The organism is Mesorhizobium sp. B2-5-4, assembly GCF_006441095.1.
Taxonomy (GTDB): domain Bacteria; phylum Pseudomonadota; class Alphaproteobacteria; order Rhizobiales; family Rhizobiaceae; genus Mesorhizobium; species Mesorhizobium salmacidum.
The window spans coordinates 200610-226376 of sequence record NZ_VFUR01000001.1; the positions used below are offsets into that span (position 1 = coordinate 200610).

29 protein-coding genes and 2 tRNA genes are annotated in these 25767 nt (G+C 60.9%); 21 read left to right on the top strand and 10 right to left on the bottom strand.

Annotated elements, in window-relative coordinates:
• Positions 1–72: 72 nt before the first annotated feature.
• From prfB to FJ492_RS00975, 5 genes are all read left to right on the top strand, one after another.
• Positions 73–1204, top strand: a protein-coding gene (gene prfB / locus FJ492_RS00955; protein ID WP_140508819.1) for a peptide chain release factor 2 whose coding sequence is annotated in 2 segments (ribosomal slippage) — positions 73–138 and positions 140–1204 — 1131 coding nt in all. Because the reading frame shifts where the segments join, the coding sequence is not laid out codon by codon here.
• Positions 1205–1807: 603 nt separating this feature from the next.
• Complete coding sequence (locus tag FJ492_RS00960; protein WP_140508820.1) at positions 1808–2185, top strand: hypothetical protein; 378 nt, start codon at positions 1808–1810, stop codon at positions 2183–2185.
• 116 nt (positions 2186–2301) lie between these two features.
• Positions 2302–2670 (top strand): GFA family protein, encoded by a 369-nt coding sequence (locus FJ492_RS00965; protein ID WP_027146857.1) that lies wholly within the window; start codon positions 2302–2304, stop codon positions 2668–2670.
• A gap of 151 nt (positions 2671–2821) precedes the next feature.
• On the top strand, positions 2822–3472 hold the full coding sequence (locus tag FJ492_RS00970; RefSeq protein ID WP_015318025.1) for an OmpA family protein: 651 nt from the start codon (positions 2822–2824) through the stop codon (positions 3470–3472).
• A gap of 250 nt (positions 3473–3722) precedes the next feature.
• A complete protein-coding gene (locus FJ492_RS00975) occupies positions 3723–4328 on the top strand; it encodes a hypothetical protein (RefSeq protein WP_140768091.1) in 606 nt (201 codons plus the stop codon).
• Between the two features lie 159 nt (positions 4329–4487).
• On the opposite strand, the gene FJ492_RS00980 is transcribed toward FJ492_RS00975, so the two are convergent.
• Positions 4488–6065 (bottom strand): DEAD/DEAH box helicase, encoded by a 1578-nt coding sequence (locus tag FJ492_RS00980; protein WP_181166054.1) that lies wholly within the window; start codon positions 6063–6065, stop codon positions 4488–4490.
• Positions 6066–6257: 192 nt separating this feature from the next.
• A complete protein-coding gene (locus FJ492_RS00985; protein ID WP_140751212.1) occupies positions 6258–7028 on the bottom strand; it encodes an NAD kinase in 771 nt (256 codons plus the stop codon).
• 305 nt (positions 7029–7333) lie between these two features.
• Between FJ492_RS00985 and FJ492_RS00990 the strand changes: the two genes are divergently transcribed.
• On the top strand, positions 7334–7555 hold the full coding sequence (locus FJ492_RS00990) for a hypothetical protein (protein ID WP_246675846.1): 222 nt from the start codon (positions 7334–7336) through the stop codon (positions 7553–7555).
• 262 nt (positions 7556–7817) lie between these two features.
• Positions 7818–8387 (top strand): DUF2569 family protein, encoded by a 570-nt coding sequence (locus FJ492_RS00995; protein WP_140751210.1) that lies wholly within the window; start codon positions 7818–7820, stop codon positions 8385–8387.
• 99 nt (positions 8388–8486) lie between these two features.
• Here the strand turns inward: FJ492_RS00995 and FJ492_RS01000 are convergent.
• Positions 8487–8562 (bottom strand) — tRNA-Thr (locus tag FJ492_RS01000).
• 156 nt (positions 8563–8718) lie between these two features.
• On the opposite strand from FJ492_RS01000, the gene FJ492_RS01005 reads away from it, so the two are divergent.
• The 3 genes from FJ492_RS01005 (at position 8719) to FJ492_RS01015 (ending at position 9859) form a co-directional block, all read left to right on the top strand.
• The gene (locus FJ492_RS01005; RefSeq protein WP_140508825.1) at positions 8719–8886 is read left to right on the top strand and encodes a hypothetical protein; all 168 of its coding nucleotides are present in this window, start codon (positions 8719–8721) and stop codon (positions 8884–8886) included.
• 160 nt (positions 8887–9046) lie between these two features.
• Positions 9047–9268, top strand: a complete 222-nt coding sequence (locus tag FJ492_RS01010) for a hypothetical protein (RefSeq protein ID WP_140508827.1) — start codon at positions 9047–9049, stop codon at positions 9266–9268.
• A 285-nt stretch (positions 9269–9553) separates the two neighbouring features.
• Positions 9554–9859, top strand: a complete 306-nt coding sequence (locus FJ492_RS01015; protein ID WP_140508829.1) for a BA14K family protein — start codon at positions 9554–9556, stop codon at positions 9857–9859.
• Positions 9860–9948: 89 nt separating this feature from the next.
• On the opposite strand, the gene FJ492_RS01020 is transcribed toward FJ492_RS01015, so the two are convergent.
• A complete protein-coding gene (locus FJ492_RS01020) occupies positions 9949–10368 on the bottom strand; it encodes a hypothetical protein (protein WP_246672579.1) in 420 nt (139 codons plus the stop codon).
• 116 nt (positions 10369–10484) lie between these two features.
• Positions 10485–11306, bottom strand: a complete 822-nt coding sequence (gene bhcR, locus FJ492_RS01025; protein ID WP_140508833.1) for an HTH-type transcriptional regulator BhcR — start codon at positions 11304–11306, stop codon at positions 10485–10487.
• Between the two features lie 208 nt (positions 11307–11514).
• Between bhcR and gcl the strand changes: the two genes are divergently transcribed.
• From gcl to FJ492_RS01040, 3 genes are all read left to right on the top strand, one after another.
• On the top strand, positions 11515–13296 hold the full coding sequence (gene gcl / locus FJ492_RS01030) for a glyoxylate carboligase (protein WP_140768093.1): 1782 nt from the start codon (positions 11515–11517) through the stop codon (positions 13294–13296).
• A 72-nt stretch (positions 13297–13368) separates the two neighbouring features.
• Entirely contained in the window at positions 13369–14166 is a 798-nt protein-coding gene (otnI, locus tag FJ492_RS01035) for a 2-oxo-tetronate isomerase (protein ID WP_140768095.1), read from the top strand.
• 50 nt (positions 14167–14216) lie between these two features.
• On the top strand, positions 14217–15134 hold the full coding sequence (locus FJ492_RS01040; protein ID WP_140768097.1) for a 2-hydroxy-3-oxopropionate reductase: 918 nt from the start codon (positions 14217–14219) through the stop codon (positions 15132–15134).
• A gap of 120 nt (positions 15135–15254) precedes the next feature.
• Here the strand turns inward: FJ492_RS01040 and FJ492_RS01045 are convergent, their stop codons facing one another.
• Positions 15255–16103, bottom strand: a complete 849-nt coding sequence (locus tag FJ492_RS01045) for an RNA methyltransferase (protein WP_140508841.1) — start codon at positions 16101–16103, stop codon at positions 15255–15257.
• A 199-nt stretch (positions 16104–16302) separates the two neighbouring features.
• On the opposite strand from FJ492_RS01045, the gene FJ492_RS01050 reads away from it, so the two are divergent.
• Both FJ492_RS01050 and FJ492_RS01055 read left to right on the top strand, forming a co-directional pair.
• Positions 16303–16387: transfer RNA gene (locus FJ492_RS01050), tRNA-Tyr, on the top strand.
• Positions 16388–16583: 196 nt separating this feature from the next.
• Complete coding sequence (locus FJ492_RS01055) at positions 16584–16796, top strand: hypothetical protein (protein WP_181166063.1); 213 nt, start codon at positions 16584–16586, stop codon at positions 16794–16796.
• Between the two features lie 105 nt (positions 16797–16901).
• Here the strand turns inward: FJ492_RS01055 and FJ492_RS01060 are convergent, their stop codons facing one another.
• Positions 16902–18776, bottom strand: a complete 1875-nt coding sequence (locus tag FJ492_RS01060; protein WP_140751199.1) for a DUF4396 domain-containing protein — start codon at positions 18774–18776, stop codon at positions 16902–16904.
• A gap of 195 nt (positions 18777–18971) precedes the next feature.
• Between FJ492_RS01060 and FJ492_RS01065 the strand changes: the two genes are divergently transcribed.
• The 6 genes from FJ492_RS01065 (at position 18972) to FJ492_RS01090 (ending at position 22420) form a co-directional block, all read left to right on the top strand.
• The gene (locus tag FJ492_RS01065) at positions 18972–19403 is read left to right on the top strand and encodes a hypothetical protein (protein WP_140711492.1); all 432 of its coding nucleotides are present in this window, start codon (positions 18972–18974) and stop codon (positions 19401–19403) included.
• A 205-nt stretch (positions 19404–19608) separates the two neighbouring features.
• A complete protein-coding gene (locus FJ492_RS01070; RefSeq protein ID WP_140508847.1) occupies positions 19609–20103 on the top strand; it encodes a DUF1772 domain-containing protein in 495 nt (164 codons plus the stop codon).
• Between the two features lie 79 nt (positions 20104–20182).
• The gene (locus FJ492_RS01075; RefSeq protein ID WP_140768100.1) at positions 20183–20368 is read left to right on the top strand and encodes a hypothetical protein; all 186 of its coding nucleotides are present in this window, start codon (positions 20183–20185) and stop codon (positions 20366–20368) included.
• Positions 20365–21261: an alpha/beta hydrolase gene (locus tag FJ492_RS01080; RefSeq protein WP_140768102.1), complete on the top strand. Its 897-nt coding sequence runs from the start codon at positions 20365–20367 to the stop codon at positions 21259–21261. The genes FJ492_RS01075 and FJ492_RS01080 overlap by 4 nt, the downstream gene beginning before the upstream one ends.
• Before the next feature lie 146 nt (positions 21262–21407).
• Positions 21408–21800 carry a DUF427 domain-containing protein gene (locus FJ492_RS01085; protein ID WP_246675865.1) on the top strand — a complete coding sequence of 131 codons (393 nt, stop codon included), beginning with the start codon at positions 21408–21410 and terminating at the stop codon, positions 21798–21800.
• 11 nt (positions 21801–21811) lie between these two features.
• Positions 21812–22420, top strand: a complete 609-nt coding sequence (locus FJ492_RS01090) for an isochorismatase family cysteine hydrolase (RefSeq protein ID WP_140508853.1) — start codon at positions 21812–21814, stop codon at positions 22418–22420.
• Positions 22421–22518: 98 nt separating this feature from the next.
• On the opposite strand, the gene FJ492_RS01095 is transcribed toward FJ492_RS01090, so the two are convergent.
• From FJ492_RS01095 to FJ492_RS01105, 3 genes are read right to left on the bottom strand one after another with little or no spacing between them, the layout of a single operon-like run.
• Positions 22519–24120, bottom strand: a complete 1602-nt coding sequence (locus FJ492_RS01095; RefSeq protein WP_181166556.1) for a DHA2 family efflux MFS transporter permease subunit — start codon at positions 24118–24120, stop codon at positions 22519–22521.
• On the bottom strand, positions 24117–25403 hold the full coding sequence (locus FJ492_RS01100) for an HlyD family secretion protein (protein ID WP_140508855.1): 1287 nt from the start codon (positions 25401–25403) through the stop codon (positions 24117–24119). The genes FJ492_RS01095 and FJ492_RS01100 overlap by 4 nt, the downstream gene beginning before the upstream one ends.
• A gap of 25 nt (positions 25404–25428) precedes the next feature.
• Entirely contained in the window at positions 25429–25611 is a 183-nt protein-coding gene (locus FJ492_RS01105; protein ID WP_140508857.1) for a hypothetical protein, read from the bottom strand.
• Positions 25612–25767: the final 156 nt, after the last annotated feature.

Below are 25767 nucleotides of genomic sequence, written 5' to 3' on the forward strand. Positions count from 1 at the left end.
CACATGGCGGCACCCTCCCTATGTATCGCGCCGACCGAAGCGTCATTCAGCAACAGGACAAAATATCAGGCCATGCGCGCGGAAACGCAGAATATTGTCGATGAGATCAGGCAGGCGATTACCCTGCTGAGGAGGCATCTTTGACTGGGATCAGGCCATAAAGCGGCTTGAATACCTGAACGTGCGGGCCGAGGACGCAAGCCTCTGGAACGAACCGCTGGAAGCGCAGAAGCTGATGCGCGAACGCCAGGGCCTCGAGGAAGGCATCGCGGCGGTCAAGGGCCTGACCCAGGCGCTGGAAGACAATATCGGCCTGATCGAGCTTGGCGAGGAAGAGGGCGACGAAGGCGTCATCGCCGAGGCCGAGGCCGCGATCCGCTCGATGCAGGGGGAGGCAAAGGCCCGCCAGGTCGAGACGTTGCTCTCGGGCGAGGCCGACGCCAACGACACCTATCTCGAAATCCATGCCGGCGCCGGCGGTACCGAAAGCCAGGACTGGGCCTCGATGCTGTTGCGCATGTACACGCGCTGGGCCGAGCGCCGCCGCTTCAAGGTCGAGGTGCTGGAAGTGCATGACGGCGAAGAGGCCGGCATCAAGTCCGCCACCTTGCTGATCAAGGGTCACAATGCCTATGGCTGGATGAAGACCGAATCCGGCGTCCACCGCCTGGTGCGCATCTCACCCTATGACAGCAATGCGCGCCGTCATACGTCCTTCTCCAGCGTCTGGGTCTATCCCGTCGTCGACGACAGGATAGAGATCGACGTCTCCGAATCCGACGTGCGCATCGATACCTATCGTTCGTCCGGCTCGGGCGGCCAGCACGTCAACACCACCGATTCGGCCGTGCGCATCACCCATATCGCCACCGGCATCGCGGTCGCCTGCCAGGCCGAACGCTCGCAGCACAAGAACAAGGCCAAGGCTTGGGAAATGCTGCGCTCGCGACTCTACGAGGAAGAGCTTAAGAAGCGCGAAGCGGTCGCCAACGCGACCGAGGCGTCGAAGAGCGATATCGGCTGGGGCCACCAGATCCGTTCCTACGTGCTGCAGCCCTATCAGTTGGTGAAGGATCTGCGCACCGGCGTCGAAAGCACCAACCCGTCTAGCGTGCTCGATGGCGATCTCGACGACTTCATGGAAGCCTCGCTGTCGCAACGCATCGAGGGCGGCGCTGGCGAAGTGGTAGCCGACCTGGATTAGGCTGCTCATGCGGGCAATGACGGCGAGCTCGTCGCAAAAGCGGACGTATCGCCGTGCGGTGAGCGGTTGACCACACGCTTTCCGCCGGTGCCAGCAACAAGCGCGCCGGCTATCGCAAGGTTTCTGGTTCGGCGTATTGCTCTCGTGCGGGAAGAGGGTCTTTTCCTGTCCCCAAAACGGGCGCGTCGCATGTTTGTCATTCGTCCGGCTGCCCACATCTTCGTGGCTGCAGGGCGGCTGGTTCTCCATCGCGGACGATCTGCGGCAATGTCACCAGTGATCAAGAGCATGTGATTGCCCGCATCTGACGATCGGCCGGCTGGAACCACTCCGGATCAATCCCGTTGTTTGCATGCCCCGCCTGCCGGGAACAAACCTGGCCTGAATCTCGTCAGCGGTAGCAGTATGTCATGCGCTTGCGCCCATATCCGGGCGCTGCGGCTTCTTGCGCCGACCAAGGAATCAGCCCAGCATCCAAGCGCTGGGAGACAAAAAGCATTTATGGCCGGACGCGGCATATCTGCGACCTGACGATCCGGCCACTGGGAAGAAACGTTCCGGGAACGGGCAGGCGAAATGCTTGACGCTCGAAAGGAACGTCCTATGTCCGCTGCCACTCCCAGATCGGCCCGAGCCGTTCAACCGGTCGGCCGACTTATGTTTTCCCTGTTCGCCGTCGGCGTGATCGCGATGTGCGCGCCAGCTGCCTTTGCTCATGACGCCACGCCCACGGCGGCAAAGCCGCAGGGTTGGAGCTATCCATTCGCCTGCTGCGCCAACTATGACTGTCGTGCCACGCATACCGGCGAGGTGCTGGAGAAACCCGAGGGCTACGTGATCGCCGGCACCGGCGAGGTGGTTCCCATGACGGACAAGCGCATCAAGGACAGCCCTGACGGCGAGTTTCACTGGTGCGCTCATCAGGCCGGTCTCGACGCCGGCAAGACGATATGCCTGTTCGTGCCGCCGCGCTCTTTTTGATGCTGCGCCGGCGGCCAACGCCATTCGGCAGACGCATCTGCTGACGGACGGTTGTCAGGATCGCTTCTTTATGGTGCCTTGCCGCTTGGGCGACGGACAATGGAGAGGTGATGTTCATGGCCATCAAGGGAAGCTGCCACTGCAAGGCGACGATATTCGAGGTGTCGGAGGCACCGCGGACGGTGACACAATGCACCTGTTCGTTCTGCTCGAAACGCGGCTCGCTCTGGGCCTATTACACCCCCTCCCAGTTCAAGCTCATCACGCCGCTGAAGAACGTTTCCTTCTACCAATGGGGCTCGAAGACCGTAAAGCATGGTTTTTGCGCAACCTGCGGCTGCGGCACCTTCACCGAAACGCCGGACTGGTCGACCGGCGAGCCGGATTTCGACAATCCGAAGATCAGCGTCAACTCGCGGCTGTTCGATGACTTCGACCTCGACAAGGTCGAAGTGGTGGTCATTGACGGCAAGAATCTCTGGTAGCCCGCAAAGTGCTTCGATGCGCAACGGGCCCGGGGGAAAAGCCGCGACGGCCACTTTTCCCGTTCCGTTTTTCGCCGCATTTCGTGGTACAAGTCGCGACAAGGGCTGATTTGGCGCCATCGTAAGGCGTGACTTGGAGAGGGACCATCCTATGAAGAAGACCGTGCTCGTCGTTATGGCGACGGCTCTGCTCGTGACCGCGTGCACCACCACCGATCCGTATACGGGCGACCAGAAGATTTCCAACACGGCCGCAGGGGCGGGTCTTGGCGCCCTGGCAGGCGCCAGCCTTGGTCTGCTTGCCGGCGGCAATGACCGCCGCAATGCGCTGATCGGCGCCGGCATCGGCGCGCTGGCAGGCGGCGCCATCGGCGCCACCATGGACCAGAACGAGGCTGAATTGCGCCGGCAGCTCGAGGGCACCGGCGTCAGTGTCACCCGTAGCGGCGACCAGATCATCCTCAACATGCCGTCCGACATCACCTTCAACACCGACCAGGACGCGGTGAAGCCCGGCTTCTACCAGGTGCTGAATTCGGTGGCGCTGGTGCTGAAGAAGTTCAAGCAGACCACGGTCGACGTTTTCGGCCATACCGATTCGACCGGTGGCGACCAGCACAATTTCGATCTGTCGCAGCGCCGTGCGCTGGCGGTCGCGAATTATCTGTCCGGCCAGGGCGTCGATCAGCGCCGCTTCGCCGTCACCGGATTTGGCAAGACGCGGCCCGTCGCCTCCAATGCCACTGCCGAGGGCCGGGCCCAGAACCGACGCGTCGAGATCCAGCTGTCGCCGCTCACCTGAGCAGAATGGCGTCTCATGCGAAAAACGGCCCCCAACGGGGCCGTTTTTTATCCAGGCGTATTTTGGCGCCCGGTTTCATGACGGCGATCAAATAAAATTAGCAATATCTAATAAGTGCTTTTCCGCAGCCGTGGAAAGGATTAGCATTGACGCTGTTCCAGAGGGGATGGGGCGGTTTAATCGGCCGCGCAATCAACATCTTTGCCGCCTCGGTCTTGCACGGCCAGATCATGAAATCTGGGAGGAATGCATGACAAGAACAGCCAGTCTTGGGCGCTGCGGCGTCCTCGCTTTGACAAGCGTTGTAGGTGCATGGTTAGGCCTCGCTACGGCTCATGCCGAGGACGCCAACAAGGCCGACATCGACGCGTTGAAGAAATCGCTCGCCAAATATCAGGACTACACCGCCGCCGTCCGCGATCTCTACCTGTCGACAGTCGGCTGCGTCTATTACAGCGGAGAAAAGATACCCGGCTCCATGGATTATCCGAAGGGCGCCATGGGCATCCATTTCGTCAACGTTCCAAGTGTCGGCCAGAAACTAGATCCGATGCATCCCAATGTGTTGATCTACGAACCAACGAAAAAAGGCCTGCATTTGGTTGGGGTGGAGTGGCTGGTGCCGCTGACGCCGGACGTCAAGGAGCCACCAAAGCTGTTTGGTCAAACCTTCATGGGCCCGATGGAGGGGCACTATCCGCTCATCCCGAAGGAGTTCGTCCACTACGATCTTCACGCCTGGCTCGATGACAATCCGAACGGCATGTTCAGTCCGACGAATCCGAAGGTGAAATGCAACAAGGCCGAGTTTCCGATGCTGGAGAAACCGACCAAGATGATGCCCGGACCGATGTGACCTGGAGCGGACCAGCGTCCAATAGAATTGCCGAACCGCGCCAATGCTTCGTTTCCACGCAATTCCGGACGGAAAAGCGCTAGGCGGCTTTTCCTCGAATTGCTCTTGGCGGCAGGGCAAAAAAGGAGGCAAGCCGGGTAGCCGGCTTGCTGGTTGGAATCAGACCTTGGCGACGATGCGCATGAAGGCCGGCATGTCGTCGCCGAAGCCGACTGTGGTGTCGTTGTCTTCCTGATGGTGGCGGGCAGGGCGGTTGTTGCTGCGCTGCGGCCTGGTGTCACCACGCTCAGGTGCGCGCGGCTCATTGCGGTCGGATGATTTGCGTTCGGTGTTTTCCGAACGGATTGCATCCTTGCGCGCGCGCCGTTCGACAATATCGGCCGTCTCGGCCACATCGGGCTGCGGTTGAGCAACCGCGGTCGCGGCATCTTCCTCGCTGTGTCTGCCGCGACGCTCGCCGCCCTTCTTGCGTCCGCCCCTGTCGCTGCGGTCCTCGTCCTTGCGGCCGGCGCGGCGCGGCGCGCCTTTGCCGCGGCGCGGAGCATCGTCCTCGCCTTCGCTGGCAACCACCGTCGACAGGTCGCCGTCATGCCATTCGATCTTGGTGCCGATCAGCCGTTCGATGGCGTCGATATACTTGGTGTCGGACTTGGTCGCGATGGTGAAGGACTTGCCCGAGCGCCCGGCGCGGCCTGTGCGGCCGATGCGGTGGACATAGTCCTCGGCATGGATCGGCACGTCGTAGTTGAAGACATGGCTGACATCGGGAATGTCGAGGCCGCGCGCGGCGACGTCCGAGGCGACGAGATAGCGCAGCTTGCCGTCGCGGAAATTGGCCAGCATCTGCATGCGCGCGCGCTGGTCCATGTCGCCATGCAGCGCACCGGCGTCGAAGTCATATTTCAGCAGCGAGCGGAACAGCTCCGAAACCTCGATCTTGCGATTACAGAAGATGATCGCGTTCTTCAGCTCCGCGTCCTCGGCCTTGATCAGGTTGCGCAGTGTTTCGCGCTTGTCCCAAGGCTTCGAGCCCGATTTGACCAGCCGCTGGGTGATGTTGGTAGCCGCCGACGCGGCCTTGGAGACCTCGACGCGCACCGGTGCATGCAGGAATTTTTCCGTCAGCTTGGTGATCTCTGGCGGCATGGTCGCCGAGAAGAACAGCGTCTGCCGGGTGAAAGGGATCATCTCGCAGATACGCTCGATGTCGGGAATGAAACCCATGTCGAGCATACGGTCGGCCTCGTCTATGACCAGGATCTCGACACCGTTGAGCAACAGCTTGCCGCGCTCGCGGTGGTCGAGCAGACGGCCTGGCGTAGCGATCAGCACGTCGGCGCCGCGCTCCAGCTTCTTGTCCTGCTCGTCAAACGACACGCCGCCGATCAGCAGCGCGATGTTGAGCTTGTGGTTCTTGCCGTATTTGACGAAGTTCTCTTCGACCTGCGCGGCAAGCTCACGCGTCGGCTCCAGGATCAGCGTGCGCGGCATGCGGGCGCGGGCGCGGCCCTTTTCGAGCCGGGTCAGCATCGGCAGCACGAAGGAGGCGGTCTTGCCGGTGCCGGTCTGGGCAATGCCCAGCACGTCCTTGCCGAGCAAGGCGTGCGGGATCGCGCCAGCTTGGATCGGGGTCGGCTGGGTGTAGCCGGCATCGGTGACTGCGGAAAGCACCTTCGGCGATAGGCCGAGGTCTGAAAAGGTCAACGCTTCTTGAGCGATCGTCGTGTCTGAGGACAAGTGTTGCTGTCTTTGGCTGGTTCGGGGAAGCGCAACGTCATTCGTCGCGGCAAGCGCCACGCGCCTGCAAGATTGGTATTGCGATTAGGCGCAAGCCCACGATTTGTCAACAGAAACGGGCAGGATTGGCGCGATTGTGAAGTTGTAACCTTAATCGCGATGCTTAATCCGGCCGCTTGTCTCTGTGCCGGCTCAGTAACGGAACTGTTCGGCCAGGATGCGTTCGTTCCAGGAGTGGTTGGGATCGAATAGCAAAGTCGCGGTGGCAGTCGGCGATTCCCGTACCGTGACCGAGGTCACCGCCTTGACCTCCGTGTGGTCGGCGGCTGCGTTCACCGGCCGCTTTTCCGACTCCAGAATGTCGAAGCGCACGGTCGCCTTGTTGGAAAGCAATGCGCCGCGCCAGCGTCGCGGACGAAACGGGCTGACCGGCGTGAGAGCCAAAAGGGGCGCGTCGAGCGGAAGGATAGGGCCGTGCGCGGAAAGATTATATGCGGTCGATCCGGCTGGCGTCGCGATCATGACGCCATCGCAGTTCAGTTCCTCGAGCCGTATCTGGTCATCGACGCTGATGCGGATCTTGGCCGTCTGATAGGATTGACGCCACAGCGCAACTTCGTTGATCGCGAGCGCCGTGACTTGTTCGCCATCCGAGGTGGTTGCCAGCATCTCCAGCGGGCGGATCGTTTCGGCGACAGCGGCCGCGATGCGCTCGGTGAGTCCTCCCGACCGGTACTCATTCATCAGGAAGCCGATTGTGCCACGGTTCATACCGTAGACTTTTTTTCCCGTACCCATCGTGTCGCGCAAGGTCTGCAACAGGAAGCCGTCGCCACCCAGCGCCACCACAACAGTCGCCTCGGCGACCGAACATTGGCCATAGCGCGCCGACAGGCTCTCCAGCGCCGCCTTGGCGTCTGTTGTCTCGGACGAGACGAAAGCGATGCTGTTGGCTGTGCTCATGGCTTCCCGATCGCGACCGATTGGCGCCGGCAGGTTCCGGCCGCGCCAGCGCCGGGGTAGCATGAGGCGGGCGGGTCTGCAAAGAGAGCCTCTGCCGGTTCACGGAGCGACGGTGCGGCAGTGCCGCCGCATGGGGCGGTCGCGGTTGATGTCGTGGCGCGACCGAATGTGATGGTTAATGCCAGGCTTAAGGTCTCGTAAAGCCGGACCGATCATGTTAGCCGGCATGGGTGGCGTGGGGCGCCCGCAGCATCTACCTTATCCTTCAGGACGCAAGGGCGCTGCGGCACGTTAGATTTGTGCGCGTGATCCCGCGGATCCTGATGCCGGGGGACATGCGCCAGCCAGACGAGGCCGACATATTGCCGGTAGCACGCCTGATCATCGTCTTTGTCATGTTGGGAAGTTTTGCGCTTGTCTTCGCCGAACTGGTGCGCCAGTCGGAACAAATGAGCGCCAGGCCGATCCCCACGGCCTCACGCTGCGGTGATGCCGCCGGGATGCCTTGCCCGCAAAGAGCGCTGTAGGCCGCCAAAATAGGCTCATCGATCCTGCACCAACCAAGTCTTCGCCGACGCCCGGCGGCGCTAGCGGTTTCTCAGGAGTGTTCCCGCAGATGGCAGCCTGCCGCTTCCGGGACAGAGCAGGATATTGGCGGCGGCGATCGGGGTGTGAGGGAGCAGGCAGGAGAAATCGTCGCTTCGGTATCGTTGTCTACGAAAAATTCAGCTCTTGAGTTTAACTTGAAATATGATACAACTTATAAGGGTATTAAAAAGGGGGGAATAAATGGGAACGTTTTCCATCTGGCATTGGGTGATCGTGCTGCTGCTGATCGGCGTGCCTGTTTTCTTTGCTGTCCGGTCAGCCGCGAAGCCGTCACAGAATCCTGAGGCTCTTGTGGGCTTCGGTGGCTGGCTGATGCTGCTGGCGATCGGTCAGACATTGTCACCGCTGCGCACGCTCGCCGACTTCGCCAATTCGACCGACGGCTACCGGCAACTCATGACTCTCCCAAATGGGCCGCTGGCGGTGTATGGGGAGGTTGCCCTCAATCTCGCATTTCTGGCGCTTCAGCTGGTTGTGCTGGTTTCGATGCTGCGGCGAAGCCGCCGGTTCCCGCAACTGTTTCTGCTTCAGTGCCTTGCGATCCCTGTCGTTTTTGTCCTGGATACGATCTGGACTTCGTCAATTCTGGGCGTTCCGGTGAACCAGGTGCTCGCAGGCGATGCGCTGGTGGCACCCCTCGCGTCTTTCGTGGGGGTCGGCATCTGGGCTGCTTATGTCTACAAGTCTGTGAGGGTGAGGAATACGTTCACCAGGACGAACGTGTCGGCCCAAATCGCGAGCGCCTCATAGAGAGTGGCGGCGCTCGTAATCGCTCTACACCGGGGTTTCGGAGGACCTGCTTCTAAGGGCTTGGGGTGGCCCGCCACCCGGAGCTCGAAGAGCGAAGGCTGGTGCCCCCGGACGGAATCGAACCGCCGACCTTCGGTTTACAAAACCGCTGCTCTACCAGCTGAGCTACAAGGGCACGGCGCTCCGGTTAGCATATTTGTTGCGCCAGTAAAGACAAAACTCCGTTTTTGGGCGTCGGCCGTGGTGGATGACGCCATGGCCCGTGCTGAAATCCGCAAACGCGCTTCCTACATGAGGATGAGGGTGCAATCGCTTCGGATTGGAGTGTCGCATGATAAGGCTTGTCATCATTCTCCCTATCGTCATCGTGGCGTGGATGCTGCTGGTGAAGCTCATCAGCGATGTGAAGAAGGCCAATGTCGACTGGACGGGCGTCACAACGATCATCGGTTTCATCGCGCTTGCCTTCTGGCTTCGCCATATCACCGGCATGGGCTGAGCCCGTGGTGAGTAAAGTGGTCATGGCGCGAACTGCCTGCTCACTACACGCCCACCGTGTTTCAAAAAAATCTCTGGAACTGTCGAACCTTTCGCCGCGGCGCGCCGACTGATCCTTGGAGGCGAATGGTCGCCTCGATCAAAGGATCCAGGAGATCATTATGCTTAAACGCAGTCTTGTTTCCGGCCTCGTCGCCATCGTCGTTGCATCCGGCGCGCTCGCCGGCACCGTCCAGTCTTCGTCGGCTCATGGCATGCATCACCATCATCGTCATTTCGACGACTACCTCTACTATCAGGATTACCCGGACTACCCGGATTACTGGTGGATCTATGGCCATCATCATCACCGTCATCACCACCACCGCATCATCATCTACTGAGCGCAGCCTGACGGCGTGATTGAAAACCAATCCAGAAAAGGGCGGCTTCGGCCGCCCTTTTTGCATCGATCTGTCGCCGTCACGGCCGATGATGCGATTGAGCGCAAGGTGCCTGAAGCGCCGGAATCTGGATGATCAACGCCGGCGGGGCCGCCGCGCCTTCAGGCAGCGGATCCCAGCTTCCCCGAAAAAAAATCAAACCCCGTCGAACCTTTTTCAATGCCGCGGCGACAGATGATCAAGAGGCGGATGGATCGCCTCGGTTAACGAAGCAAGGAGATCATCATGTTCAAGCGCACACTCGTTTCCAGCCTCATCGCCACCACCGTCGCCGCCACCGCTTTGGTCGGCACCGTCCAGCCATCGGCGGCTCACTCGCATCACCACGACCTCGGCATCGGCATCGCCGCCGGCGTCGGCGGCTTCGTCCTCGGCAGCCTGCTTGCCCAGCAGCAACCGCGTACGGTCTATACCGACGAAGATGGCGGTTCCTGGCACGTCCGCCGCTGCTTCGACCGTTACGCGAGCTACGACCCGGATTCCGATACCTATATCGGCCATGACGGCTACAGCCATTACTGCCGACTCTGAGGGGAGGCGGGCGACAGGAAAGAGGGGAGGCGGGCGACAGGAAAGAGGGGTTGCGAGGCAGCCCCTCTTCGTCGTTTGGAGGCCGTCTTCTAGAGGTGCGTCTTCGGGTCGAGGATCGGCAAACCGGCCGCGCGGCAGGAGCCGCCAATTTGAAGCCGGGCAGCCTCCGTATCGTCGCCCATCGCGACCAGTTCAAAGCTGCTTGCGGCTTGCGGATAGACTTTGGCGATGAATGGCTTGTCGCCGCCATCGACGCCAGGCGAGGTCTTGGCGTTAACGGTGCCGCAGACCACGATCTCCTGGCGGCCGTCAAGCGTTCGCTCGCCGGCGAGCATGGTCCCGAATCTGGCGGAAGCCGAATCCAGCAGGCGCTGGCGGATACCGGTCGTGATGATCTCTTCCAGCGCGAGTGAGATCGGGATGGGATTGACCCGCTGGCCGCCGGTATCGGGTCGTGGCGTCGTCGCCACGCATCCGCAAAGCGAAGCGGCGAGCAGAAGCTGAACCATTTTCCTCATTCGCGCCCTGTCGCATGCATTCGGGCGCCACGGCAAGACGGCCAATTTTATTCAGCGCGCGCCATGTCGGACATGCGGCTCCAAACACCTTGCCATGCGCTTGGTGATCAACTGACCGTCACGCCGCCTATCATCTTGGTCACCTGGATCGCGGCGTCGCGCACAAGCGGGCCGATCTCGGCCAGTCGGTCGGGCGTGACCCGCACCGTCGGTCCGGAAACGGAAACGCCGCCGATCGGTTCGCCATACTCGTTGAAAATGGCGGCGGCGACACAACGCATGCCGGGGTGGCGCTCCTCGTCGTCTACCGACCAGCCGCGATGCTTGGTGGCCGCCAGATCATGGGCGAGGGAGGAGATGTCGGAAAGGGTCTTGTCCGTATAGCGCTGCAGGCCCACCTTGCGCAGGATGGCTCCGACGCGCTCCGGTTCGAGATGCGCCAGCACCGCCTTGCCGATGCCCGAGGCATGGAAGGGACTGCGCGTTCCCGGCCGAAAGAAGGCGCGGATCGCCTGGTGTGTTTCGACTTGGCTGACGAAAACCACGCAGTCGTCCTCGGCGACGCCGAGATTGGCGGTCTCGCCGGTCTTCTCCATCAGTTCCTGCATGACGATGCGGGCACGATCCACAAGCTTGCGGCGGCGCAGGAACGCCGCGCCCATGCGGTAGGTCTCGACACCGATCGACCAGAGCTGGTCTGATGTATCGAACTCGACCATGCCGTGGTTTTCGAGCGTCGTCAGCATGCGGTAGGCGGTGGAGGCGGCGAGCCCGCTTTGCGCCGATATCTCGCTCAGCGACAGACCGCTGCCTTCCGCGACAATGGCCAGAATGCGCAAGGCACGGTCGAGCGACTGCACCGAGGCAGCTTCGGCCGGACCATTGAAGGAGCGCGGACGCCCGCGCTGACGTTTTTCGTTCGTTTCCATGGCCGGCATTCTCGGGCGTTTCTTCCAAGATGCAATGAAAAAGTTTTTCAGGAATTCCCGAGCGCAAATCCCTGGAAAAGAGAAAAGTCAATGAAATCAGTGAATAGTCATCGTTTTCTCAAAATGAAAAAATATTCTGGAAAAATTGAAAAATAGCCGGCCCGGTGACATCCTTAGCCATCCAACAATCATCTCGTGGAGGCTGGAAATGGCAAGGATGCGCGCTGTCGATGCCGCTGTTCTCGTTCTCGAAAAGGAAGGCATTTCCTGTGCCTTCGGCGTGCCGGGCGCGGCGATCAATCCGCTGTATTCGGCGATGAAGGCGAGGGGCACCATCCGCCATGTCCTTGCCCGCCACGTCGAGGGCGCCTCGCATATGGCCGAAGGCTATACCCGCGCCAAGGCAAGCAATATCGGTCTCTGTATTGGCACTTCGGGGCCGGCCGGCACCGATATGATCACCGGGCTCTATTCGGCCGCGGCCGATTCCATTCCGATCCTGTGCATCACCGGACAGGCGCCGCGCGCGCGCCTCAACAAGGAGGATTTCCAGGCTGTCGACATCGCCGCCATCGCCGCGCCCGTCGCCAAATGGGCGGTGACGGTCATGGAGCCCTATCTGGTGCCGATGGCGCTGCAGAAGGCGTTCCATCTGATGCGCTCGTCGCGGCCGGGTCCGGTGCTGATCGACCTGCCGGTCGACGTCCAGCTGGCCGAGATCGAGTTCGACATCGATGCCTATGAGCCGCTGGCTCCATTCAAGCCGGCGATGACACGCGCCCAAGCCGAAAAGGCGCTGGCGATGCTCAACGCGGCCGAGAAGCCGCTGATCGTCGCCGGCGGCGGCATCATCAATGCCGACGCCTCCGACCTGCTGATCGAATTTGCCGAGATCACGGGCGTTCCGGTGATCCCGACGCTGATGGGCTGGGGCACGATCCCCGACGATCACCGGCTGATGGCCGGTATGTGCGGGCTGCAGACTTCGCACCGCTACGGCAACGCCACCATGTTGGAAGCCGATTTCGTTTTCGGCATCGGCAACCGCTGGGCCAACCGCCACACCGGCTCAGTCGACGTCTACACCAACGGCAGGAAATTCATCCATGTCGACATCGAACCCACTCAAATAGGCCGTGTCTTCGCGCCCGATCTCGGCGTCGTCTCCGATGCGGGCGCGGCGCTGAAGATGCTGCTCGACGTTGCCACCGAGTGGAAGACGGCGGGCAGGCTGCGCGACTGGTCGGACTGGGCCAAGGAATGCCAGGGCCGCAAGAAGACGATGAAGCGCAAGACGCATTTCGACCAGGTGCCGCTGAAGCCGCAGCGTGTCTATGAGGAGATGAACAAGGCGTTCGGCCGTGACGTTACCTATGTCACCACAATCGGCCTGTCGCAGATTGCCGGGGCGCAGTTCCTGCATGTCTACAAGCCGCGCAACTGGATCAATTGCGGCCAGGCCGGTCCGCTCGGCTGGACACTGCCGGCAGCACTTGGCGTCCGCGCCGCCGATCCAGACCGCACCATCGTCGCGCTGTCGGGCGACTATGATTTCCAGTTCATGATCGAGGAACTGGCGGTCGGCGCGCAGCACAAGCTGCCCTACATCCACGTCGTCGTGAACAATGCTTATCTCGGCCTGATCCGCCAGGCCCAGCGCGGTTTCTCGATGGATTATGAGGTCAGCCTCGCCTTCGAGAACATCAACCGTACCGGCGATCCCGAGGCCGGCTACGGCGTCGACCATGTCGCCGTCGCCGAGGCGATGGGCTGCAAGGCGATCAGGGTGCGCAAGCCGGAGGAATTCGCCGGCGCTTTCAAACAAGCGGAGCGATTGATGAGGGAACACCAGGTTCCGGTCGTGCTCGAATTCATTCTCGAACGGGTCACCAACATCTCGATGGGCACCGAGATCGACAAGATCACCGAATTCGAGGACCTTGCCGAACGTCAGGAAGACGCGCCGACCGCGATCGTGATGCTCGACTAATTTTTGTTTGAACATCGGATTATCCCAAAACCGGTTTCCACTTTTGAGTCCGATGCCCCAGGGAGAAAAGGAATGCCGCGGTTTTCAGCCAATCTGTCGATGCTCTTTGGCGAGCATGATTTCCTCGACCGTTTCGATGCCGCCGCCCGCGCCGGCTTCAAGGGCGTCGAATATGTCGGCCCTTATGATCACGCGCCCGATGTGGTGGCCGCACGACTGAAGAAGAACGACCTGACGCAAGTGCTGTTCAACCTGCCGGCGGGTGACTGGGCCAAGGGCGAGCGCGGCATCGCCGTGCTGCCGGATCGGGTGCCGGAATTCCGCCAGGGCATTGCCAAGGCGATCACCTATGCGCAGGCGCTTGGCTGCGGGCAGGTCAACTGCCTCGCCGGCATCGCGCCGCAGGGCATTGCACGGGATACGCTTGGAAATGTCTTTGCCGAAAATCTCGCCTTCGCGGCGGAGAAGCTGGAGCAGGCCGGCATCAAGCTGCTGATCGAACCAATCAATACGCGCGATATTCCCGGCTTCTTCCTGAACTATTCCGACCAGGCGCTGGCCCTGATCGACCGCGTCGGCTCGAAGAACCTGTACCTGCAATACGACATCTATCACATGCAGATCATGGAGGGGGATCTCGCCCGTAAAATCGAGGCAAACCTCGGCCGCATCGCGCATATCCAGCTTGCGGACAATCCCGGTCGTCACGAGCCGGGGACGGGCGAGATCAATTATCCTTTCCTTTACGACCATATCGATCGGATTGGCTATTCCGGCTGGGTGGGGGCGGAATACAAGCCGAAGGCGGGGACGGAAACCGGACTGGGTTGGTTCAGGGAACTGACCGGGCGGGGAAGCGCGGCGGCGTAGTGGGAATTTCGCGCCACGGCACGCTGCCCTGACAGAGACGGAGAGAAACAATGGAAATTATCGGCTTTATCGGCCTCGGCATCATGGGCGCGCCTATGGCGGGGCATCTGCTCGACGCCGGCTACAGCGTCATCGCCAGCGACCACCGCTCCAAGCCGCCGGCCGATCTCATTGCCAAGGGCCTGAAGACGGTTGCCGGCCATGCCGCCGTGGCCAAGGCCGCCGAGATCATCATCACCATGGTGCCGGATACCCCACAGGTGGCCGAGGTGCTGTTCGGTCAGAATGGCGTCGCGTCCGGCCTGACCAAGGGCAAACTCGTCATCGACATGAGTTCGATCTCGCCGATCGAGACAAAGGAATTCGCAAAAAGGATCAACGATCTCGGTTGCGCCTATCTCGATGCGCCGGTTTCGGGCGGTGAGGTCGGCGCCAAGGCAGCATCCCTCAGCATCATGGTCGGCGGCGACGAAAAGATCTTCGAGCGTGCGAAACCGGTTTTCGAAAAGATGGGCAAGAACATCACGCTGGTCGGGCCGAACGGTGTCGGCCAGACCACCAAGGTCGCCAACCAGATCGTCGTCGCGCTAACCATTGAAGCCGTCGCCGAAGCACTTGTTTTTGCATCGAAAGCCGGCGCCGATCCGGCCAAAGTCAGGCAGGCGCTGATGGGCGGGCTGGCAGCGTCACGCATCCTCGAAGTGCATGGCGAGCGCATGGTCAAGCGCACCTTCGCTCCGGGTTTCCGCATCGAACTGCACCAGAAGGATCTCAACCTGGCAATGGAGGGTGCGAAGGCGCTCGGTGTGTCACTGCCCAACACCTCGACCACCCAGCAGCTGTTCAATTCCTGTGCGGCCAATGGCGGCGCGAAGGAAGATCATTCCGCGCTGGTGAGGGCGCTGGAGCGGATGGCGAATTTCGAGATCGGTGGCGAGCCAGCCGAAGTGAAAGGCAAAGCGGCATAGGTCGGGAGAGGGCGGCATAACGTTCCCAAGCCGTCACCTTTTGTCCTCACCCAGGAACGGGTTCCGGCAAGCGTCGCCGGAACCCGTTTTGGTTCCTGGCGAGAGGCTTGCCGCTCCCAGTCAGCCGCGCTTCAGAAATGCCCGCGCTGCATAAAGGCTGACCGCCGCTGCGTTCGACACGTTGAGCGAGCGGATAGCGCCGGGCATGTCGAGGCGGGCCAACGTCGTCACGGTCTCGCGCGTCTTCTGGCGCAGGCCCTTGCCTTCGGCGCCGAGCACCAGCGCTATCCGGTCTCCGGCAAAGCTGATTTCGAGTTCCGCCGGCCCGTCCGAATCAAGCCCGATGGTCTGGAAGCCGGCCTCGTGCAACTGGCCCAGCGCATCGGCGAGGTTCTTGACCTCGATCTGATCGATATGCTCCAGCGCGCCGGAGGCGGATTTTGCCAGCACGCCGGATTCCTGCGGACTATGGCGGGCCGTGGTGATCAACGCGCCGGCGCCGAAAGCCACCGCCGAACGCAGGATGGCGCCGACATTGTGCGGATCGGTGACCTGGTCGAGCACCAGCACCAGCCTGGTGTCGCCGAGTGCGTCGAGGCGCTTGGGCTTCAGCGGCTCCGCCTCGATCAGTACGCCCTGATGCACGGCGTCCGAGCCGGTGACTTTGTCGATGTCCCTGGGTTCGACCAGTTCCGCCTTGAAGGGCAAGGCGGCGAGATCGGCTATCTCAAGGCGCTCGGCCGCATTGCGCGTCACCAGCATTTTCTTGATCCGGCGGCGCGGATTGTCGAGTGCCGCACGCACCGTATGCAGGCCGTAGAGCCGCACCAGCCCGTCGGCCGCGTTTTCGCCTGGTGGCACGGGTTGCCGGGGCTTGAACGCCGGCGCGCCGCCGCTTTTCTCGTCGCGAAAGGCGCGGCGCAGCTTGGCGTAGTGGGTGTCTTTCGGGGTATTGGAATTGTTGCTCATGGCCGGCTTCTATAGCCGTCTCCTCCCGCCAAGGATATGCCCTGTCGCCGCAGCCGGCGAACAACATCGAAAAACCCTTCCTGCGCGGTTGACACCCACTGGCCTTGCCGCCATAAGGCGCTTCGCTGGTTTCGGAGAAGACACAACTCGGGTCCGAAATTGGCGCGAATGCCTCGTTGCATGGCTGCGGCGGCAGATTGGAGAGGTGCCCGAGTGGTTAAAGGGGACGGACTGTAAATCCGTTAGCTTAGCTTACGTTGGTTCGAATCCAACCCTCTCCACCACTGCCGGCCCGGAAGCCCTGAACGCGAAAAACATCGGACCGACGTCAGCTTGCCGTCTGAGCCGCTCGCACGGAAACGTGCCATCGCTTGATCCGCATGTTGGACCGGATCAAAACGAAGCAGAGGGTGATCGCAGGCACCGCTCTGTACGAAATCGACAATTGGCTCCTGTGTGGAAATGCGCGATCATTGGAAAATGGCACGCAAATTGGACGACAAACTCGATTGCAAGACTTGTGGGACGATCCAGATGGACATTCCCGACGACGCCACGGAGTCGACGCCAATTTATTGCAGCAATTGCGGTGCTTTTCTCGGCGAGTGGGGTGAATTGCAGGACGATTTCTACCGCCAGGCTCGCGACGCCGAGGCATTCGACCTGCGCGACGGCAACATTATCAAGAAGTAGGATGCGATGAACGCAACCTCCGGATTGCCGCGGGGGTGCCGGGTCGCCATGGGACCGCTCCTCTGTCGGCAGAGCGCACCTGTTCGGCTATCGGCTCAGTCTCGATTAGCTGACGTCGATGATGACCATCAACCCGCCGCCGCCCTTTTCCTCGACATTGTTGTTCGTCGTGTGATGCGGAATGTGGCAGTGGATCAGCCATTTGCCGCGCTGTCGCGCTTTCCAAACGACGTCGTAGCGTTGCCCCGGCCCAACGTTGATCGTATCGGCCAGGAAACGCGCCGGCGGGGCAAGTGTTTCGCCATCGCGGGCAACGACCTCGAAGGGGCCGCCATGGATATGCATTGGATGGATAAAGCCATTATTGGTGCCGATGAAACGCACTTTCAGCGTCTCGCCGAGCTTCATGTGGATCGTATCGGTTGAGGGATAGGCCCTGCCGTTGATGGTGAAAAAATTCGGCATGCCGCCTTCCATCGGCATCGAGGGATAGGTCAGCCCATCGCGCACCAGCCATTCCTGTAGTTCGAGCGCGTAGTCATGGTCGGCCTGAACCTCATCGGCGGGGTTGGAGGGGTCGATGATCAGCGCGCCATAGAGGCCGAGCGCCTGGGTGCGGTCGGGCTTGGCGTGCGGATGATAGAAATAGGTCCCATGCTGGGTGGCGGTGAATTCATAGGAATAGGATTGCCCGGGCTCGATCGGCGCCTGGGTAATCTCGGCGGGGCCGTCCATCTGGTTCGGCAGGATCATGCCGTGCCAATGCACCGTGGTTTCCTCCGGTAGGTCATTGGTGACATTGATGCGGACCCTGTCGCCCTGTCTGATGTGGATGCGCGGCCCGGGAATCTGTCCGTTATAGGCATAGGCATCGACCGCGACGTCGGGCAATATCTGCCAACGGATCACCGACGGCCTGAGCTCGAACACCTTGATGCCGTTCTCCAGGCGAAACGGCAGTTCCTGGTCGCCTCTGGCAGCGAGATCGTAGGACGCTGTCACCCGACGCGGATCGGTTGCCGCCATGTCACGCATGGCCTCGGCCGGCGTTTCGCGATCCATGATCATGCCTTGCGGCATGATCACCCCACCGACGTCACGCGCCGATAGCGTCAAGTTCAGCCAGTTCGCCGGCGCGGCCATGCCGACCGCCAGCGTGATCAAGGACACCAGGCCAAGGGCCGCGATCTGCGTGGTCGTAGCGTCCGAATTCATCTGGTGGCCACTGCTTTTGGCCCCGTGGGAGGTTTTGTCGTGGTGTCGTCCTTGCCGTTGGTGCGCAGACGGTTCTCGGCTGCTCGTTCCGGTGGTCTGCGGGTGCAGCGTCATCAGCCCATGCTTCAATCCGCGCGCCACCAGCCAGACATTGGCGGGATAGGCGAGCGTGAAGCCGGCGATAACGCCGATCGACATCACGCCCCAGAACAGAAGTTCCGTCGGCTCCATCGCGCGCATGTCACGTCCCATCATCAAGAAGCTCATGACAGGTGCCATTCCTGCCATCATGAAATTCATCGAGATGAACTCAGGCAGGAAGCTCTTGCGCACATTCTGCCAATAGGTGCCGCCCATCATCGACTTCATGAACAGCGACTGGAAGATGAACAGGCCGAAGGCGAAGCCGGAGACATATTCGACGACGAGATCGAGCCACATCGGCAAGCCGAGCATCGCCGTGATGACGGCGGCCAGAATGATGCCTGTCGCATCCCCGGCAACGCAGTGAATGGTCGAGCCGACGCCCTGCTTCCACAGCGGCCGTGTAAAGTCCTCGTGCTCGCCCGGTCGTGGTTCCTTGTCGGCCAACACATAGAGCAGCAGGCCGATTGGGCCCATATAGAGGGTCACCAGGATGAAGCCCCACTTCATCACCACCGGTTCGGGATTGTTGCGGTACTGGTCGAAGCCGACATAGAGAGTGGAGGCAGCGGCAACAGAGAACCAGATGGCAAGGAAATAGTCGATCGGCTGGATGAGCATGGATGCATCCTGATCCTGGATCAGTGGCTTATGGAAAGGCCCTCCATTCGGTGAACGCTGTCAGCGCGTTTATGATCCGCCCAGCCGCATTTTGGTGGGGCCGAATTCTCCGGTTTTGCGCCCTTGTCGAAGCACCGCCGCGCGATAATTCCCTTGAAGGCGTGGGCACTTCTCCCTCCACGACAGGAGCTGACCATGAAACACCAGACACTCGATCAACTGCAGGCCGTCGCCAGGATTGAACCCTCGGCGCCACATACGGAAATGACGCGAGATGAGCGCATCGCGCGATGGGCTGAACTTCTCGATCAGAATCCCGAGCGATGCCTTGGCGCGTTTACAGGCACCGAACACATGCATCCGGAAGCACGCGCCATGGCACGCGGCGAAGGGTCGGCAATAACTGTTGCCTTCGAAGACCCGATGCTGCGCGCGTCGGGTCTAAGGGATGACACCTATGGCGAGGCCAAGCGCTTCTTCGAACTGAACGACTGGCAACTGCATGACATCGTTTGCGATTGTCACGTAGGCGCTACCATGAAAGCGCGGTGGGCTGCGGCTCGGGTCCGCGCGACAATTGGCGGCAACAGGTTTCTTACCTGGTTGAGGCAAAGGATCATGTTCTGACGCGCCGGGCGGCTTAGGTGAGGATCGTCTCCTGTTCGCAACCGCGCGCGGTGCGACCCCACCTGACCCGTCTTGTCGATCAATCCCTGTGCTCGTGGCATAGCCGAACGGCTGCACGATGACTTCCCTGCGTTCTGCCGGCTACGGCGGCGGCTAACCGTCTCCCTATGCCGATTGCGAAAGGGCACGGTTAAAGAGTAACAGCATGCGCGTCTTGATGGTTTTCACGCTCCTGCTGGTTGCAATCGCAACAGCGCTCTCGCTGGCACATGCGTTGGAGCTACCGGGCAAAATACGCCTGAAAGAGGCGACCTACAAGGCAGTGCAGACGATCTACTATCCCGGCTTCACGATCGGCGGTTTTGCCGAAATCGGAGGCATCCTCGCGCTCGCCATCCTGCTCTATTTGACGCCTTCTGCAAGTACTCGTTTCTGGTGGACGCTCGCGTCGCTATTCTTCCTGGCCGCGCAACACGCGACCTATTGGTTGCTCACACACCCCGTCAATAATTTCTGGGTGCAGGACGTCGCCATGCCGAGATCGGGCGTGGCGTTTTTCTCGATGTTCGCTCGGAAGCAAGATGGTGATTGGAGAGATTTCCGGAATATGTGGGAGATGTCGCACGTCATCAGAGCGTTCCTTGCAATGACGAGCCTGACCTCAATCGCCGTTGCGGCAACGCTTTTTGCGGATGGCTGATCGGCGGGCGCCCGAGCGGCAAACCGGGCAACCAAATTCGCAGAGCCTCGTTGTCGAACATCGGCCAGAGGAGGTTTCGATGAAGAAATCCTTGTCGCTTCTAGTGTTGGCTGCTGCCCTCGCGCTCGGTGCCTGTGATGACAGCACCGAACCGACGAAAGCCAACACCGAGGCCATCAACAAGAATCCGCAGGTTGACCAGGATGCCAGACCCAAGTCGACGACTGGCGGCGACCAGCCGGTAACAGCGCCGGAGAGCAAATGAACCCTGTCTCATTTTGCGATACGCCACTGCTGCGCATCGCCTATCTCGATGGTGGCCCGCAAGACGGTCCGCCGGTCGTCCTGCTGCATGGCTGGCCGGACGACGCGACCACTTACGCGCGCATTTCGCCGGTCCTTCACGAGGCCGGCTTTCGGACGTTTTCGCCGTGGCTGCGAGGTTTTGGACAGACGTCGTTCCTGTCGAAAGAAACCATGCGATCCGGCGAAATTGCCGCAATGGCGCAGGACGTGCTGGACTTTGCCGATGCGCTTGGCCTCAGCCGCTTTGCGATCGTCGGTCACGACTGGGGAGCACGGATCGCCTACCTCCTGGCCTCGATCTTTCCCGATCGCATCAGTTGCTGCGCTGCGCTATCGCTTGGCTGGCAACCCGGCAAACCGGCAACGCCGGCGCCTGAACAGGCGAAAGCGTTTTGGTATCAATGGTTCATGGCAACAGCGCGCGGCGCCGAGTTCGTGCGAAAGAACCGCAAGGAATTTGCCAGATTCCAATGGGACAGCTGGAGCCCGTTGGGGTGGTTCGACGACACCATTTTCGATAAAGTGGCCGTATCCTTCGACAACCCGGATTGGCCGGACGTGACGTTGCATTCCTATCGGGTTCGCTGGGGTGAGGCGGAGCCCGATCCGTGCTACGCGGAGCTGGCCCGCCGGCAAACATCGGTCAAGATCATCACGGTTCCGACCTTGACGCTTCATGGTGGCGACGACCGTGTTGTACTGCCCCCATCGTCGGAAGGACTGGAGGAGCATTTCACGGCGCCCTACAAACGAGTGGTCCTGGACGCGGTCGGGCACTTCCCGACACGTGAGGCTTCACACGAGGTTTCGCGGCTGTTGGCGAGCTTTCTCGACAGTTTCGGTAGCCGATAATCGCTTGGCTAGGCGGTCCATTTGGCTTCACCGCACAAGCTGGAACCTGATGCATCGCCGCGCATTTCGTTTTCATTGATGGATCGAAACGCAGTCTGACGATCAAACGATAGCCAGGGAGAATTCGGATGCAAACTTCAGTTGCAATGTCAGAACACGACTTTCGTCCACTGACCATAGAGCCGTTTGCCGGAACGGTGACCGTGCGATTTTCCGATGCTGTGGTCGCAGCCACGGAGCGCGCGAAGCTAGTCAGGGAAGAGGGACAGGAGCCGATGTTCTTTATCCCTTTCGAGGACATCTATTTCGAGCTTTTCGAAAAGACCAACACCACAAGCAGCTCACCGCTCAAGGGAACCGCGAGCTATTGGCGGGTCCATGCCGTCGGTAGCTCGGCCGACGACTTCATGTGGGCATACGAGACGCCCGATACGGCAGCGCGGGCCATCGCAGGTCATGGCACCTTCGATCCGCAAAAGGCGCGCATCGATGTCGACCCGGTGGAGGACAAACGGCACACCCCGCATGTCATGGAATAGGACTATCTTCGATGTCGATGTCGGGCTTGGCATATGGTCCGTTGGGGCATCGATGCATGCATGTCTGTGTCGATATGCAAAAGCTGTTTGCCGAGCCGTCGCAGTGGGCGACCCCCTGGATCACCCGTGTCCTTCCTCATATCGAAAGGTTGGTCGAAAGACGAGCGCCACAGACCGTCTTCACGCGCTTCCTGCCCGCGCAAAAGCCGGGGCAGGGCGTTGGTACATGGAAGCGCTATTATGAGCGCTGGGCCTCGATGGCGATCGAAAATATTGGTCCCGAAATGGTCGCCCTGTTGCCGGCATTAGCCGCTTACTGCCCGCCAGCGGCCATCATCGACAAGCACATATACTCGCCTTGGTTCGAAGGTCACCTCCGGGCTTTTCTGAACGAACGCGACATCGATACGTTGGTCATCACCGGCGGCGAAACCGACGTGTGCGTTCTGGCTACGGTGCTCGGAGCGATCGATTTCGGCTATCGCGTGGTTCTCGTTACGGATGCGCTGTGCAGTTCTTCCGACGCAACGCATGACGCGCTGCTGACCGTTTATCACCAACGGTTCGCGCAGCAGGTGGAGACCGTCGAGATGGAGACGGTTCTCTCGAACTGGATCTGACGTTGCCGGTCATTCGCCACATTCAATGCCGGCGACGTGCAATAAGTGCCGGGAAAACGCAGGCGGCAGAAGTTCTGCAAGAGGTCGGCGGGGCGCGGTTATTTCGGCTGGCGCTTGTCGGGTTTTGGAGACCGCAGCAGCAAGGCGAGGGGAACAAACAGTGCCGTCGCGATGGCGCAGTAGCGAAAAACGTCGATATAGGCGAGCAGCGAGGCCTGGCGCGCGATCAACTGCCCGAGCCAGCCGACGGCTTGCTGCTTGGCCTCAAGCATGTTCGAGCCCTGGGCGACAAAGTGATCCGTCACCTGACGCAGCAACTGCTGATAGGCGGGTGACGATTGCGCGGTATGGCTGACAAGGTTCGATTGATGCAGCTGCGCGTTTTGCGCGATCACGGTGTTCGACAATGACACGCCGATGCTCCCGCCGATGTTGCGGGCGACGTTGATCAGCGCCGACGCCTGGTTGGTCTTCCGCGGAGCGAGGCCGACATAGGCCGCTGTCGAAATGGGAATGAACAGGAACGGCAGGCCGATCATCAGGAAGACGCGCGCGAAGGCAAAGAAGCGGAAGCTGGCATCGGGGGTGAGTGACGTCATGTGCCACAAGGCGACCACGACAACGGACATGCCCATCACAATCAGATATTTGGGCTGCACCAATCCGGCGGCAAATCCGGAAATCGGCATCAGGATCAGCATGGCGATGCCGCCGGGCATCATGGAAAGGCCCGACAGGGTGGCCGTATAGTCGAAGGCGGTCTGTTGCAGCTGCGGCATCAACTGCGTGGTGCTGAACAACACGGCGCCGACCGCCATCATTACCAGGAACGACGTACCGAACTGGCGGCTGAAGAGCAGGCGTATATCGACGATCGGATCGCGGTGACTAAACTCCCATGGGATGAGCAGCAGGAACGAGATCGCCGAAATCACGGCAAAAGTCGTGATGAAACCCGATGCGAACCAGTCGTTGCGCTGACCCTCATCGAGGAAGATTTCCAGGCAGCCAAGAGCGGTGGCGACCAGGATGAACCCGACCCAATCTATTCTGAGGCCGCCCTTCAGCCGCTCCTGACGTTCGCGCTCGATCACGTCCGGCTCGACAAGCAGCCACTGCACCAAGGCAAGCGACATGATGCCGAACGGCACGTTGATGAAGAATATCCAGTGCCAGGAGAAATGGTCGGTCAGCCAGCCGCCGAGGGTCGGCCCGACTGTCGGTGCGACAATGACGGCGACGCCATAAAGGGCAAAAGCCTGGGAACGCTTCTCGGGCGGAAAGGTATCGGCAAGGATGGACTGTTCGCTCGGCGCCATGCCGCCGCCGCCGAGACCCTGCAGGATCCTGAAGAAAATAAGCATTTCCAGATTGGGCGCGAGGCCGCACAACAGCGATGCGATGGTGAACGTTGCCACGCAAAGCATGTAGTAGCGCTTCCGCCCGATCACGCTGGCCAACCAGCCGCTGACCGGGATGATTACGGAATTCGCGACCAGATAGGTAGTGATCACCCAGGTGCTCTCGTCCATCCCGGCAGCCAGGCTGCCGGCGATGTTGCGCAGGGCCACATTGGCGATCGAGGTATCCAGCACCAGCATGAAGGTGGCGATGGAGACGACGATGGCGATCAGCCACGGGTTGCGCCCGCCGGCGGCCGACCGGCTTTCGCTTTGGTCGCCGGAGATTTCGCCAGTCATCGCACCTTGACCGTCGGCACCACCGACAGGCCCGGCCCCAGCAGCACGCCGGGCGCTTTGTCGAAGACGATCTTCACCGGGACGCGCTGCACCACCTTGACGAAGTTGCCGGTGGCGTTTTCGGCTGGCAGCAGGCTGAAGGCGGTGCCACTACCCGCCTGGATGCTGTCGACGCGGCCATGAAAAGATCTTTCCGGATAGGCGTCGATGTCGATGTCGACCGGCTGTCCCGGCCGCATCAGATCGAGCTGTGTCTCCTTGAAGTTGGCCTTCACCCAGACTTCGTCGGGAACAAACATCATCAGAACCTGGCCTGGCTGGGCATAGGTGCCGTTGGCGACCGAAATGCTGGTTGCCCGCCCGGCGACCGGTGCGGTGATGGTTGTGCGGGACAGCATCGTACTCGCCTGGTTCTGGCTGGCCCTGGCCTGATCGAGCTTGGCTTCGGCGCTCTTGGCCTGCGCCTGCAAAACAGCGATCTGGCTCTTGGCCGCAGCCACATTGGCTTGGGCGCTGTCGAGAGCAGCCTGATCCTGGCGCAGCGTGGAAGCGGCCTGCTGCGCCTGCTGCTGGGTGGCCGTGCCCTTGGCAAGAAGTTCACGGTTCCGCTGGTCCTCGGCTTTGGCAAAATCGAGGGCGGCCTGCGCTTGCGCCATCTGCTTCTGCGCTTCATCGATCTTTGCATTCTGAGCTGTGATCTGAGCCCCTACGTCGACAATGTCGGCCTGCGCCGAGGCTACCCCGGCATCGGCCTGCTTGAGGCTGGCCCGATAGTCGCTGTCATCGATGCGCAACAGGACGTCACCCGCCTTGACCGGCTGGTTGTCGGTCACCGCAAGGTCAGTGATCCGTCCTGATATCTCGGCGCTGACCGTTATCGTGCGGGCGTCGATAAAAGCGTCGTCGGTCGATTCATACTGGCGGGCATTCAGCCACCACATGACCAGCCCCACCGCGGCCAGCAGCAGCACGATCAGGATTGCAATGGACGCGTAAGGATGCTGCCGGGGGAAAGCTAGGAGGCTGGGCTTTTGTTCATCCGCCTCCTTGTCCCGCGTTTCGCGCTCCGGAGCGTTAGGCTGCGCCACATCGCCCATGCGTTTTAGCGACGCATCCGGTCCGGCCTTGCTCGAAGCGCCGCGTGCATTCCTGATTCTGTCTGGTTCTTCAGTCTCGGTTTTTGCGTCCACGGGGAGAACTTTCAAGGATGGCGCCAACCGCTTTAACGACCGACTAAACGACAGCTCTTCACAAAAGTTCCTGACGAACAGGCTGGGCGGCATTGGTCGGGATCAGCTCCAAAGCCACTCAACGGACGGCAAATCTGATCACCGCGATGAGGATCACGATGCCGACCAGTCCTGCGATGAAGATGATCCGGCGTGTGCGGGTGCGCAGGATGATCTCACCTTGCCGCGCCTGTTCAGCCGAAAAGACAGGGCCTTCGTCACCATTTCGATCGCTGCGCCGACCGCTCGGATCATTGCTCATGATCGCCTCCTTCCTGGAAACCTGTCGAGGACAACCACGGCCTTGCGGCTTAAGTTCCGCACGGCCGTCCTGCAAAAGAAACGATCACAGCGGTGTGAGGAGGGAACTTTGCCTCCCACGAGCAGTTTGGTCCGCTTGAGACTCCAGCCAGCCGGA

What these genes read in the sequence shown, in the direction of transcription:
- FJ492_RS00965 (WP_027146857.1), top strand. Translation starts at nt 2,302, where the DNA reads ATGGCCATCAAGGGAAGCTGCCACTGCAAGGCGACGATATTCGAGGTG.
- otnI (WP_140768095.1), top strand. Translation starts at nt 13,369, where the DNA reads ATGCCGCGGTTTTCAGCCAATCTGTCGATGCTCTTTGGCGAGCATGAT.
- FJ492_RS01045 (WP_140508841.1), bottom strand. Translation starts at nt 16,103, where the DNA reads ATGAGCAACAATTCCAATACCCCGAAAGACACCCACTACGCCAAGCTG.
- FJ492_RS00975 (WP_140768091.1), top strand. Translation starts at nt 3,723, where the DNA reads ATGACAAGAACAGCCAGTCTTGGGCGCTGCGGCGTCCTCGCTTTGACA.
- FJ492_RS01015 (WP_140508829.1), top strand. Translation starts at nt 9,554, where the DNA reads ATGTTCAAGCGCACACTCGTTTCCAGCCTCATCGCCACCACCGTCGCC.
- FJ492_RS00985 (WP_140751212.1), bottom strand. Translation starts at nt 7,028, where the DNA reads ATGAGCACAGCCAACAGCATCGCTTTCGTCTCGTCCGAGACAACAGAC.
- FJ492_RS01070 (WP_140508847.1), top strand. Translation starts at nt 19,609, where the DNA reads ATGCGCGTCTTGATGGTTTTCACGCTCCTGCTGGTTGCAATCGCAACA.
- FJ492_RS01040 (WP_140768097.1), top strand. Translation starts at nt 14,217, where the DNA reads ATGGAAATTATCGGCTTTATCGGCCTCGGCATCATGGGCGCGCCTATG.
- FJ492_RS01005 (WP_140508825.1), top strand. Translation starts at nt 8,719, where the DNA reads ATGATAAGGCTTGTCATCATTCTCCCTATCGTCATCGTGGCGTGGATG.
- FJ492_RS00970 (WP_015318025.1), top strand. Translation starts at nt 2,822, where the DNA reads ATGAAGAAGACCGTGCTCGTCGTTATGGCGACGGCTCTGCTCGTGACC.
- gcl (WP_140768093.1), top strand. Translation starts at nt 11,515, where the DNA reads ATGGCAAGGATGCGCGCTGTCGATGCCGCTGTTCTCGTTCTCGAAAAG.
- bhcR (WP_140508833.1), bottom strand. Translation starts at nt 11,306, where the DNA reads ATGGAAACGAACGAAAAACGTCAGCGCGGGCGTCCGCGCTCCTTCAAT.
- FJ492_RS01085 (WP_246675865.1), top strand. Translation starts at nt 21,408, where the DNA reads ATGTCAGAACACGACTTTCGTCCACTGACCATAGAGCCGTTTGCCGGA.
- FJ492_RS01080 (WP_140768102.1), top strand. Translation starts at nt 20,365, where the DNA reads ATGAACCCTGTCTCATTTTGCGATACGCCACTGCTGCGCATCGCCTAT.
- FJ492_RS01010 (WP_140508827.1), top strand. Translation starts at nt 9,047, where the DNA reads ATGCTTAAACGCAGTCTTGTTTCCGGCCTCGTCGCCATCGTCGTTGCA.
- FJ492_RS01105 (WP_140508857.1), bottom strand. Translation starts at nt 25,611, where the DNA reads ATGAGCAATGATCCGAGCGGTCGGCGCAGCGATCGAAATGGTGACGAA.
- FJ492_RS01060 (WP_140751199.1), bottom strand. Translation starts at nt 18,776, where the DNA reads ATGCTCATCCAGCCGATCGACTATTTCCTTGCCATCTGGTTCTCTGTT.
- FJ492_RS01075 (WP_140768100.1), top strand. Translation starts at nt 20,183, where the DNA reads ATGAAGAAATCCTTGTCGCTTCTAGTGTTGGCTGCTGCCCTCGCGCTC.
- FJ492_RS00995 (WP_140751210.1), top strand. Translation starts at nt 7,818, where the DNA reads ATGGGAACGTTTTCCATCTGGCATTGGGTGATCGTGCTGCTGCTGATC.
- FJ492_RS01100 (WP_140508855.1), bottom strand. Translation starts at nt 25,403, where the DNA reads ATGCCGCCCAGCCTGTTCGTCAGGAACTTTTGTGAAGAGCTGTCGTTT.
- FJ492_RS00960 (WP_140508820.1), top strand. Translation starts at nt 1,808, where the DNA reads ATGTCCGCTGCCACTCCCAGATCGGCCCGAGCCGTTCAACCGGTCGGC.
- FJ492_RS01095 (WP_181166556.1), bottom strand. Translation starts at nt 24,120, where the DNA reads ATGACTGGCGAAATCTCCGGCGACCAAAGCGAAAGCCGGTCGGCCGCC.
- FJ492_RS01090 (WP_140508853.1), top strand. Translation starts at nt 21,812, where the DNA reads ATGTCGATGTCGGGCTTGGCATATGGTCCGTTGGGGCATCGATGCATG.
- FJ492_RS01065 (WP_140711492.1), top strand. Translation starts at nt 18,972, where the DNA reads ATGAAACACCAGACACTCGATCAACTGCAGGCCGTCGCCAGGATTGAA.
- FJ492_RS01055 (WP_181166063.1), top strand. Translation starts at nt 16,584, where the DNA reads ATGGCACGCAAATTGGACGACAAACTCGATTGCAAGACTTGTGGGACG.
- FJ492_RS01020 (WP_246672579.1), bottom strand. Translation starts at nt 10,368, where the DNA reads ATGGTTCAGCTTCTGCTCGCCGCTTCGCTTTGCGGATGCGTGGCGACG.